At 31.4% G+C, this 11,960-nt stretch carries 14 protein-coding genes; all 14 read right to left on the bottom strand.

All coding sequences use genetic code 11. The annotated features are described in order from the left end of the window. Position 1 precedes the first annotated feature (1 nt). Positions 2-1,246, bottom strand: coding sequence for an ABC transporter permease (locus tag H0I32_RS05835; protein WP_173587078.1), 1,245 nt, complete (start codon positions 1,244-1,246; stop codon positions 2-4). Continuing rightward, the gene (locus H0I32_RS05840) at positions 1,239-1,940 is read right to left on the bottom strand and encodes an ABC transporter ATP-binding protein (protein ID WP_173587077.1); all 702 of its coding nucleotides are present in this window, start codon (positions 1,938-1,940) and stop codon (positions 1,239-1,241) included. Before H0I32_RS05840 ends, H0I32_RS05835 begins: the two co-directional genes overlap by 8 nt. 160 nt (positions 1,941-2,100) lie before the next feature. Then, complete coding sequence (locus H0I32_RS05845; RefSeq protein ID WP_173587076.1) at positions 2,101-2,334, bottom strand: hypothetical protein; 234 nt, start codon at positions 2,332-2,334, stop codon at positions 2,101-2,103. A gap of 2 nt (positions 2,335-2,336) precedes the next feature. Then, positions 2,337-2,882 carry a DUF420 domain-containing protein gene (locus tag H0I32_RS05850; RefSeq protein WP_179312683.1) on the bottom strand — a complete coding sequence of 182 codons (546 nt, stop codon included), beginning with the start codon at positions 2,880-2,882 and terminating at the stop codon, positions 2,337-2,339. Between the two features lie 52 nt (positions 2,883-2,934). Continuing rightward, a complete protein-coding gene (locus H0I32_RS05855; protein WP_179312681.1) occupies positions 2,935-3,696 on the bottom strand; it encodes an SCO family protein in 762 nt (253 codons plus the stop codon). Beyond that, positions 3,689-4,408: a hypothetical protein gene (locus tag H0I32_RS05860; protein ID WP_173587073.1), complete on the bottom strand. Its 720-nt coding sequence runs from the start codon at positions 4,406-4,408 to the stop codon at positions 3,689-3,691. The genes H0I32_RS05855 and H0I32_RS05860 overlap by 8 nt, the downstream gene beginning before the upstream one ends. 156 nt (positions 4,409-4,564) lie before the next feature. Beyond that, positions 4,565-5,011: a cytochrome C oxidase subunit IV family protein gene (locus H0I32_RS05865; protein WP_179312679.1), complete on the bottom strand. Its 447-nt coding sequence runs from the start codon at positions 5,009-5,011 to the stop codon at positions 4,565-4,567. Positions 5,012-5,031: 20 nt separating this feature from the next. Further along, positions 5,032-6,033 carry a cytochrome c oxidase subunit 3 gene (locus H0I32_RS05870; RefSeq protein ID WP_173587071.1) on the bottom strand — a complete coding sequence of 334 codons (1,002 nt, stop codon included), beginning with the start codon at positions 6,031-6,033 and terminating at the stop codon, positions 5,032-5,034. Between the two features lie 36 nt (positions 6,034-6,069). After that, positions 6,070-6,669 (bottom strand): heme-copper oxidase subunit III, encoded by a 600-nt coding sequence (locus tag H0I32_RS05875; protein WP_173587070.1) that lies wholly within the window; start codon positions 6,667-6,669, stop codon positions 6,070-6,072. Then, positions 6,660-7,562 (bottom strand): heme o synthase, encoded by a 903-nt coding sequence (gene cyoE / locus H0I32_RS05880; protein WP_173587069.1) that lies wholly within the window; start codon positions 7,560-7,562, stop codon positions 6,660-6,662. Before cyoE ends, H0I32_RS05875 begins: the two co-directional genes overlap by 10 nt. A 151-nt stretch (positions 7,563-7,713) precedes the next feature. After that, positions 7,714-9,825: a gliding motility protein RemB gene (locus tag H0I32_RS05885; protein ID WP_179312677.1), complete on the bottom strand. Its 2,112-nt coding sequence runs from the start codon at positions 9,823-9,825 to the stop codon at positions 7,714-7,716. A gap of 116 nt (positions 9,826-9,941) precedes the next feature. After that, complete coding sequence (locus H0I32_RS05890; protein ID WP_179312675.1) at positions 9,942-10,733, bottom strand: energy transducer TonB; 792 nt, start codon at positions 10,731-10,733, stop codon at positions 9,942-9,944. Between the two features lie 116 nt (positions 10,734-10,849). Further along, positions 10,850-11,578 (bottom strand): energy transducer TonB, encoded by a 729-nt coding sequence (locus tag H0I32_RS05895; RefSeq protein WP_173587066.1) that lies wholly within the window; start codon positions 11,576-11,578, stop codon positions 10,850-10,852. Positions 11,579-11,650: 72 nt separating this feature from the next. Next, positions 11,651-11,947, bottom strand: a complete 297-nt coding sequence (locus tag H0I32_RS05900; RefSeq protein WP_256928801.1) for a VanZ family protein — start codon at positions 11,945-11,947, stop codon at positions 11,651-11,653. Between the last annotated feature and the right edge of the window lie 13 nt (positions 11,948-11,960).

The raw sequence follows: 11,960 nt of genomic DNA on the forward strand, positions 1-11,960 counted from the left end.
ATTATTCGTCTCTAAGTGCTACAATTGGTTTAATTTTGGCTGCTCTATAAGCAGGAATAAATCCTGCAATAGCACCTGCAAATACTAATAAAAAGACTGTAGTAATTGCGATATTAAAATCTACTTGTGGGTATTTTATAAAATCACTTTCAATTTGTGGTCCAACGAGTTCTAATAAACCTAATCCTAGGATTAACCCAAATAAACCAGAAAACATAGTTACAAAAATAGCCTCTTGTAAAATCATACCAACAATAGACATCGGTAAAGCACCTAAAGCTTTTCTAATTCCTATTTCTTTAGTGCGTTCTTTTACAATGATTAGCATAATATTACCAACACCGACAATACCTGCAATAATTGTACCTATACCAACAAACCAAAACACAGCACGTATCGTTGCCACTAAGGAATAAATTTTCTCTGCTTGTTCTAAGGTATTATTAACCCTAACAGCACTTAAATCGTCTGGTGCTACGGTATGAATTTCTTTGATTTTTTGCTCAACCCCTAAAGCTATAGCATTAGATCTTTTTACAGCTTCATCAAAATTATCAGCCATCTTAACGGTAAAGGCCATATTTCTGATATTTTCACCTTGATTAAATACTTTTTGTGCTGTAGAAAGCGGAATATAAACTTGACCTTCTTCCCGGTCTCCACCTGGGTCATAAAAAACACCGACTACTTTAAAGTTCATTCCGAAAACCTGAATATTCTGATTGATTGGGTCTTCACCTTTAAAGATATCTGTTTTTACTTTGTTTCCAATAACAGCTACTTTTTTGCTTTCATTGATATCAGATTGATTTATAAAACGTCCTGAGCCAATATCTGCATTTTCTATAAATTGATTATCTGGCATGGTTCCACGAACTCGGTAATTACCTGATTCATTTTTAAAAGTAACTGCTCCTCCCCAAATCATATAATCCTTAGTTCTGTATTCAAAATAATCACCGTACTGATTATCAATAGCATCAAAGCTTGAATTTTTCAATTGCACATAACGGCCTGGATTTAAACCTTTATAACTTTTAGTGGTTACACCAGTCCAAACAGAAATCTTATTTGTTGCATCTTGTTCAAATTGAGATTTTACACCATTAGAAATTCCTTCACTAAACCCTAGAAGAATTACCAAAATAAAAATACCAGAAGCTACAGATAAACCTGTTAAAAACGTTCTTAATTTATTTTTACTAAGTGTTTCAAATATTTCTTGCCAACGTTCTAAATCAAACATGTGCAGAAGCTCTTATTTGTTCTACTGGACTATCATCTATAATTAAACCATCTTTAAGATTAACGATACGCTTAGTCATGTGTGCAATATCATCTTCGTGAGTCACGATTAAAATCGTTTTTCCTTCGTCATTAATCCCTTGTATAAGCTCCATAACCTCGTAAGATGTTTTGGTATCTAAGGCCCCTGTTGGCTCATCTGCTAATAATACTTTAGGATCACTTGCTAATGCTCTTGCTATGGCAACACGCTGTTTTTGACCTCCAGAAAGTTCGCTTGGTAAATGATGAGACCATTGTGCTAAACCTACTTTTTCGAGATAATGCATAGCGCGTTCAGTTCGTTCTTTACGTTTTACACCTTTGTAATATAAAGGCATAGAAACGTTATCTAAAGCACTTTTGTAATTGATAAGGTTGAAGGATTGAAAAATGAATCCGAGAAATTCATTTCTATATTTGGCGGCTATTTTTTCATTAAGATTCTTAATCGGAACATTATCTAATATGTATTGTCCTTCATCTGCTTCGTCTAGCATTCCAAGAATATTAAGCAATGTAGATTTACCTGAACCAGAAGAGCCCATGATAGATACAAGTTCTCCTTCTTTAACATCAAAATTAATACCTTTTAATACGTGAAGTGAATTACTTCCCATATGGTAAGACTTGTGCAAATCCTTTATTTGAATCATAATGTAGTTAGGTTAGCGGATACAATTATTTTATAACTTGAAAAGTTTTACACCTACAAATTATGAACACCAAATAAACATTAAATTACACCTATATGTAGATATGAATGAAATGATTAGTTATACATAAGACGAATATCTTTAAATAATGTTACAGATATTAATCTATATTTTCTGAATTATCTGTCTTATTATATTTTCGATAAATAATAAAACCTATAGTAGCTACCAAAATATAAGGTACTGCCATTAAAAAAACGATACCATCATTTATACCTTCTGCTGCAGATTGATCTTCTCCACTCTCTAAAACAGCTCTACACATGGCGCATTGAGCATTAGTAGAGATAAAGAAAAAAAATGCAATAAGTGATAAACCGATTTTACGTTTCATAATTAAATGTAATAAGGTGAGATCATAAGATACACAATAACTCCCGTTATTGCAACATACAACCACATAGGAAATGTGATTTTTGCTATTTTTCTATGGCGTGCTCTATCATTAGTAATTCCTCTTACGTAAGTGATAAGCACAAACGGAATAATTACAATAGATAAAATGATATGTGTAATTAAGATAAAATAGTAGATGTATTTAATAGTTCCTTCTCCTCCAAAAGGTGTAGAATCACTTGTCATATGATATGCAACATACATTACAAGAAACACAACAGATGTCCAAACAGCAGTAGTCATTAAGCTTTCGTGAAGTACTACATTCTTTTTTCTAATAGCAACAAATGCACTAATTAGAAGTAATGCAGTAAACCCATTAATGGTAGCATAAATTGGAGGTAAAAATGTTAACGGTGCTACATCAAAACCCAAGTCTTGTAGTTTAACTCGAGATAAAATAGCTACTACAACAGGAATCATTATAGACAGCACAATAATCCACTTATTGTATTTCTTAGCTTTTTCAGTATCAATTGTATCCATATCCATAGGTATTGTAGCTTCTACAGCTAGTTAAAATAATAAGTGAGGCATATTACTCTTTCAGTAATTTAGCAATATCTTCTTTTAAGATAGTGATTTCTTGAGTAATACCATCATCATCTACACCAATAGCTTCTGAAATTAATCCATTATAAAAAATCTTTGGGTTTCCGAAATCATCAACTCTAGATCTTATAAATCCTTCTTTATCAATTAATGCAAAATTTCCCGAATGTTCAAATCCACCTTCTGCAGTATCATCTTTAGCAATGTAAAGATTAAAACCTTCGTTTGCTAACTTATAAATAACAGCTTCATCACCTGTCATAAAATTCCAATTTGGATTTGTTACTCCATATTTTTCTGCATAAGCTTTTAAAACTTCTGGTGTATCTATTTCTGGTGAGATAGTAAAAGAAGCAACTCCGAAATTTTCAAAATCTTTAAAATCTTCTTGAACATCTACCAAATTCCTGTTCATTATAGGGCAAATTGTTGGACACGTTGTAAAGAAAAATTCTACAACATAAACTTTACCTAAATAATCTTCATTAGTAATCGTCTTTCCATCTTGATTTGTAAAACTGAAAGCAGGTACTTTTTTAGATACTCCATTGATCTCTAAATATGCTAAATCACTTTTATTATGCTTAGCACCTTCTACTGATGAATTTAAAACATTAATACTTCGACTTTCATCTCTAATAACATCTCCTTCACTTACACGATCTATAATTTTAGGAACAAAAATAATTCCAAAAACTAGAATAATAAACGCAATTCCTATATACGAATAGTTTGTTTTTTTACTCATTACTCTTATTTATTTCTTTAGTTCTTCTTGTATTAGAGCCTTCAAATTTACCTGTTCTCTTTTGACGATATTCTGTAAATAAAATTCGAACATCATCACTCATCATGTTTTTTATTTCGGCTACTTGAATCGCATCATAAGAATAAACACTAAATTTTGGTTTATTTTCTTCTATCTCTCTTTCGTTTCTACCATCAATCCTTCCGCGTTGATTAAGATCTTTATCTACAATAAAAACATTACTTACAGATAAATCATCTGATAAATTAACTTTAGATTTTAATGAACTATAAAGCATTTTTATTTCACCTTCTGTAGCAAAAGCATAATGCCAATACTTTAAGTCTTCGTAAGTATTTATTTCTTTCTTAAGCGCTTCAATTTCTTTTTCTGTGCCTTCAGGAACAACAATTACAATTTGAAAATTCTTAAACCCCTTAAACTTATCGTAGACTAATTCTTTTAAGTTTGAAGCAGCAATCATATGATCTAAAGGAGATTTACCTAAGAATCCTAAAACAGTAATATGATCTTTTAACAAAAGTTCTCCATCTCTATCGGAATGAAAACCATCTATATCAGATACTTTTTCATTGACGATATTTAAAGGTATGTAATTGTGTTTTGCTGGATATAGCATTAATAAGAATGCCACTGGTAAGAAGAATAATATACCAAGAACGATATAGCGTTTTACTTTAACTATTTTCATCTGCTGAGAACTATAGCCTTAATTTTAATGGCTTTATATTGTATAATCTATCTTAGATTACGAATAATGCAAAAATAAAAAAGGTGGTTTAGAAAAACCACCTTTTAATTGTATTTAACACTAAGTTTTTACCGAGTGTTGATATGTTGTTTTCACTTAAAAATCTTTCTTTATTAAAGCATGATCAGCATTATAAACACTAAATACATAACCTCCTTCTTGTAGTAAGATAAAAACTAAATAGCATATTAAGAAAACTCCTGTCCAAACGACCATTTTTCTAAAACTACCTGTTTCATCTCTCAAGTGCATAAAGTCCCATGCTATATAATAGGCTTTTACAATTGTTAACAGAATGAATATTAAGTTTAAGGGTTTCATGTATACAATAGGTGATAAAATCATGTTTCCTATTGTAGCAAAGAATCCGCCTTCTAATGGATCTAACCATGTATGCATTAATATTTCTGGTTTATAGATACCTAATATAACTTCAACTGCTGTTATTACAGATAAGAATACTAAAACTCCCCAGATTTTCTCGATGTTAGATTTAAATTTCCAACGTCCTCTAAATATTTCTAATTTATGCTCGTGTGCCATAATATAATCTTAATTTCTTTTTATACTAAATAGAAAAATGTGAATACAAATACCCATACTAAATCGACAAAGTGCCAGTATAACCCAACTTTCTCAACCATTTCATAACTTCCTCTTCTTTCGTAAGTACCTAATACAACATTAAAGAAAATAATGATATTAAGTATTACACCTGAAAGTACGTGGAATCCGTGAAAACCAGTAATGAAGAAAAAGAAATCTGCGAATAAAGATGGCCCATATTCATTAACCTGAAGGTTAGCTCCTTTAACGACTAATTTACCGTTTTCTTTTATTTGTTTTAAAGACTCTGCTCTAGACAATACAGTTTTATGACCGTTTTCATCAAGAATCTGATTTCTTACTAAAACATTTTCATTTGCAGCTAAACCTGCATAAATTTCATCTACTGAGAAAAGTGGTAAAGTACCTTCATCTGTAAACCATATTCCGTTTTTACGCTCATGGTCTACACGCTCGCTTGGTTGAGTAATCGCTAAATCCTCAATTGATACACGCTTAAATGTTTTTTCACCATCAACAGTAATATATTCTCCAAATTGTAGAATATTTCCACCATTAGTTTGAACAGCACCGTAATCACCTTTAATAAAAGTTCCCCATTCCCAAGCTTGAGAACCTAAGAATATAGCTCCACCAATAATGGTTAAGAACATGTATATGGTTACTTTAGATTTGTTCATGTGATGACCCGCATCTACAGCTAATACCATAGTTACTGATGACATAATAAGGATGAACGTCATAAACGCCACATAAATCATTGGCAAATCTTGACCATGTAAAAACGGAACGTGTGTAAACACTTCGTCCGCAATTGGCCATTCGGTCATGAATTTAAATCTTGAAAAACCATAAGCTGCCAAGAAGCCTGAAAATGTTAATGCATCAGATACAATGAAGAACCACATCATCATCTTTCCGTAACTTGCCTTTAGTGGATCTTTACCACCACCCCAAGTTTTTTCTTCTGTACCAGTACTAACTACCGTAGAATCCATAGAATTTATTTAAATTTTTTAGATGGACAAAAATAATCAAATTATATATTTAAAAAAATATAAAAACAAAAAGAGCACAAGCCATAGTATATCTACGAAATGCCAAAAGTTTGCTGCGAGTTCAAATCCCAACATATTATCGGGATTATACTTATGTCTAAAGTTATTAAAAATCACAACAATTAAACACCCTAGCCCAGCAATAACGTGCGCTATGTGCAATACTGCGATAACGTAAATATAAGACATTGTGATATTACTTGTTGGTCCTGTAAAATAATAACCATCAGAAATAATCTGTCCAAAACCTGTAAATTGACTAAAAATAAATCCAATCCCTAAAGCTAAAGTCACCAATAAATACACTGATACCAGTTGTATTTTGTTTTGTTGCAGTGCTCGTTTTGCTAAAATAAAGGTTAAACTACTTATTAAAATAAGTATTAAACTTATAAAAAAAGCATTTGGTAATTGAAAATCAACTAACCAATCTTCATTAAGTCTTTGTTTACTACTCACTATAAAAGCACTTAGTAAACCTGCAAAAGACATAATTAAAGAACCTATGGCGAACCATATCATCATTTTTTTAGACCTAGCGATTTTTTGCGCACTTGTCCCTTGTGTTAAATCCATTCTCTTAAAAATTTATCTGCAACATATATAATTTGCAACATTGTAATATAAAACACACTAGATAGCATGAGTTGTTTTGCGGCTTTTATTGTTCGCTCTTTAAACAATCTAAAAGCATAGAACAACATTACCAAACCTAATATAAAAACTAAAATAGCACCAACAATAGATAATTTTAAATCACCCGACATACCGAATACAGGTATTATAGAAGCAATGATAGTCCAAATGCTATACATAATTATTTGCACAGCAGTTCCCTTATCTGGTTTCCCTGTTGGTAACATATGGAAGCCTCCTTTTTTGTAATCATCGTGTAAAAACCATCCTATAGACCAAAAGTGAGGGAATTGCCAAAAAAATTGAATCGCAAATAAAGTCCCTGGCTCAATACCAAATTCGTTACGAGCCGCTACCCAACCTAACATAAAAGGAATAGCTCCAGGTAAAGCCCCAACAAACACAGATAATGATGTTTTTGTCTTTAAAGGTGTGTAGACACTTGTGTATAAAAATATTGAAATTGCCCCATACATGGCTGTCTTAGGGTTAATAATATATAAAGTAACTAATCCTAAAATGGTAAATGACACAGCTATTATAAATGCTGTATTAACAGACATACGCCCTGCAGGAATAGGTCTGTTTTTGGTTCTATCCATTAGCACATCTAAATCGCGCTCAATGATTTGGTTATAAGCATTTGAAGCACCAACCATAAAATAGCCACCAAAAGCTAATAAAGCAAGCGTTGCAAAATTAATAGTATCTGCTCCAAGAAAATAACCAGCAATAGAAGAAAATACCACACTTAAGGACAAACCCATCTTGGTAATTTCCTTGAAATCTGTTACCACAGAAACTGTTGATAGCGAAGATTTTGTACTGCTCAAATTATATGTTTTTTGTAAAAATGATTGCGAAGATAGTCTGAAAAATAATCCTAACCAACGTTAAACTTTAGTTTTAACAATAGCACTTGACTATTACGACATTACAATTCGACAATAATGTTTAGAAAATTAAAGTTCTATAGCAATGAAATTAAAAATCATTATACCAATTAAATATATCTGTTCTTACACCAATACTAAACCAAAGTGTATTAGAATCTGTAGTTGAAGCAGTAATAGTTTCAGGATTATAGTCTCTATAAATAATATTTGTAAATACTTTTAAATTGGTTGCTGGGTTTAATAAATAACCAGCTTGTATTTCGGTCATAAAACTATTAGTTTTATTTCCTTGTCCTATTTCTATACCTATATCTGCATTACGATCGTTATAATCTCTGTAAATATCTCCACCGTAAGAAAAACTATCTTCATCTGTATTATAATCTAAACCACGTTGCCCAAATATAAATTTAGCATCACCAAACCATCGTTTATAATTATAACGCCCAATTAATACCAATTCTTTAAAATTAGCACCCCAAAGATGTGCCATTGGTTGATTAAAGTTTGCATAATTTAGAATTTGTGTATTATGAGAATAAACATAAGGTCTTACACGATTATATTCTGCTTGAAGCAATAAATTATCGACATCAAAGGCATTAAAATATTTAACCCCTAACTGATATCCGAATTTATTTTTCCAACTTTTTTCTCCAGCTTTAACATCTCCTAATGAAAATTCATCTAAAACAAATTGTCCATATAGGTTTACTTTATTATTCCATTTATATTTTGAAGATAATCCTAAAATAGCATTACCGGCACCTTGACCTGTTTGAAATTCTATAGCTCTAAAAAATATGATAGGATTTAAATAATTAACATCAAAACCTCTTCCATTTGAATTAGCCCATATTACAGATTCAAACAAACCTATATTTAATCGTTTAGAAACATTCCAACTTAAATAATGATTAGCCATATACTTAGTTAAAAATGCTTTATCATCTACAACTTCATCTCTAACATCTTTTAACCACATCCACGTGCTGGTATATTTAATTTTCCAAAATGTAGCATTCAGTTTTAAGTATGGATACGGACTTGAAACATCACTCTGCAATAAAGAACGATAACCATCACCAATAAAATTTTTACCGTGACCAAATTGTACATTTAAAAAGTCTGCTGGTGTATAAGACAAGTAAGCTTCTGCAACAGGGTAATCGTAAGCATCCTCTTTAAAACTCTTTGCTATTCCTCTACCAGGAATAATGGCTGGATCTGGTCCAAAAGCCTTCAAGCTCTCTGCATATTGATTAAAGTAATCCGCAAACCTACCTTGACTTTCATAAACCGAAGCTGATAAATTAAAACGTTTTCCTAATCCGGCTTGAATATTTACACCTCTTGTATTGTTCCAAGTGGTATTAAAATCAGCCTCAGTATCTTTTCCTACTTGTAAATCTAAAATAGGATCTATTGTAAACCAATAATCTTTACCTTGAACTTCTACTAAGTGCTCATTAAACAACTTTCTACCTAACCAAGAATCTGTATCTTTTACTAAGCTTTCTTTTTCTGCTTTAATATCATAATACCTAGCCACATCACTATAAACAAATGGTTTTGATGCGGTATGACTATTAGTACCAATAGCATTCATTTCGTCATCAAACCTTGCGTAATAAGAATGTGTAAAAGGAATATTTAATTCACTACTATATTCAAGTTTCTCATAGGCTTTCAATGCTTTATTAACATCATCAAACTCACTAGACAAAGTAAGATTTAGAGCTTCTTTTTCACTTAACTCCTTTTCTTCTTCAACAGTTAGCTTTACAACCTTTACTGGCTCGGTTAATGGAATATTAATACTAATACTGTATTGAACAAATGTTGGAATACCATTATAAGTTGCTGGTTTTATTTTTGGGAGTGAATCGAAAACACGTTTGCTTTCAATTTTTAATTCATCATAAATAGCATCTATGTATAATGTTCTAAATTCTCCTTCTTTATTAACTTCAAATAAAACTTTAATACCCCCCACATAAGACTCATCAATAACGATTTGAGGTGTTTTAAAATTTTTATAAATAAAACTATTCAAATTGTAGTTGAAACATGATTTTAATTGATCTACTTCAACCGAGTTACATTCCTTAAATACTGGAGATTTCTCGTATGACAATAGGGTTTGAGCATAATCATAAGTGGTCGTTAATAAGATAACAAATAGCACAATGCGCTTCATATAATACTAATTTTTAATGGGCGAAAGATACTTATTTTTTTTAGTAACCATCGATTCTATTTAGGCATAAAAAAACCGCTATATAGAGAATAGCGGTTTCTAATTATTTCTGTTAATTAATTTCTAACTTGATATGTTATAGGAAGAGAATACACTACACCTACAGGAACATCACCTTGTATTCCTGGTTTCATTTTAGGAATCTTATTAATAACACGATTAGCTTCTTTTTCTAAAACAGGATGTGGACCTCTTATTTTTATATCGGTTACATTACCTAATTTATCAATTGTGAATTGGGTAAAAATTCTTTGCTTACCAGATAACCCGTAACCAGAAGCAATATCTACATCAAATCTTTTACCTATTAATTTATTAATTTTATCTGACATACATTTTTTACGGCCTTCATTTGTCTTACGTTTTTCACAACCTGGATATACAGGAACTTTCTCTACGGCAACAAAATCGACAATAACATCATCTGATGTATCTACATCTGGTACATCACCTAAGGTAAATGGGGTTTCAACCATAGGCTTATTGCTCTTTGGTAAATCGATAACATTTTGAACAAATGGATCATCGTCTTTAACAACCTTAACTATATCGATTAAATCGCTACTAGGCAATTTCTCTATAGTTTTTGGTTTAATTACCTCAACGATGTAGGGCGGCACATAATCGATTGTAAGTTTATCGACCTCAACTTCTTCTTCAACAAAGTTGATTTTCTTTTCTTGAAATTGCATTTCAAAAAGTGCATACGTACCCAATAAACAAAGTATCAAACCTATTTGGAAATAAAGGCTTGAGTTTTTTTGTAAATTTGCATCGTGCTTTTGTGATTTTCTCACCTCAGTAGTACTCTGACCAGTACCGCTGAATTCTTTTTTAGAATTTTTCATAATATGATTTTAAATGTTAATATTATGATAAAATCACAATAAGCATACCAAAACGAAAATCCCGCTCAATTAATTTTGAACGGGATTTTTATATTAGAAAAAATTCTATTTTATTCTTAGTCTTGTACTTGGAATACAATAGGAATAGAGAATGGCATAACCACTGCTTTTCCTCTTTGTTTACCTGGTTTCATTTTAGGTAAACCACCAATAACACGTTTTGCTTCTTTCTCTAATCCTGGGTGAGGACCACGAGCTACAATATTTGTAATGTTACCAGACTTATCTACTTTAAATTGAACGAAAATTCTTTTTTTACCAGGAGGTAATCCTAAATCACCAGCTAAGTCTGTATTAAACTTTCTACCGATATATTTATTTACCTTATCGTTCATACATTGTTTTTTAGCAGCATTTCCTTTTTCCTTTTCACAACCAGGAAAAACGGCTACATTTTCAATAACAGAAAAAGGTACTTCTAAATCTTCTTCTACTTCAGCTACCTCTACCTCTTCAACTTCAACAATTTCTGCTTCCATTTCAGTTTCTGTAGATTCAATTACAGTTTCTTCTATCTCAACCTCATCTTCTACAACCTCAATAATTTCTGGCGCTGCTGGTGGCGGCGGTGGTGGTGGTGGTGGGGTTACTATTTGTTCTGTAATTGGTACTTCTTCATCTAAATCATCATCTAAATTTAGAGAGTCTGCAATTACACTTACGGGATCGTAAGTCTTGTGATTAATTGCCATATAGGCTATCCCCATCATTAAGGCTAAACCAACAGCGAAGTACAGCGAACTGTTTCTACTTACGTCTGATTTCGGATTCTTTTTAGGTTCCATATTATTTTTCTTTAATATAACGTTGCTAATTTAACCAATAAATAGTAAAAAAAACAAGGCTTTAGGTTAATTTTATTTATATATGTTTATTTGACTTGCAATTAATGTACCAAAAACGGCACCGATGCTATTTGCAATTAAATCATATGTATCATAAGTTCTATTTTCTGTAATTAGATATTGTAGCAATTCTAATATAAAGCCAAGAAAAATAGCAGCAAAGCATAATTTTAAAAACAAATGCTTTGATTTAAAATAAAGTCCCCAAACTAATGTCAGACACAAGTAAGCAACAATATGATAAATTTTATCATCAAACGATGAACCTAAACTAGGTACACCATTTAGAGTTATTAAACTCGCAACCACTAATGCCAACGTA

It is taken from the genome of Winogradskyella sp. HaHa_3_26, from assembly GCF_019278425.1.
GTDB lineage: Bacteria > Bacteroidota > Bacteroidia > Flavobacteriales > Flavobacteriaceae > Winogradskyella > Winogradskyella undariae.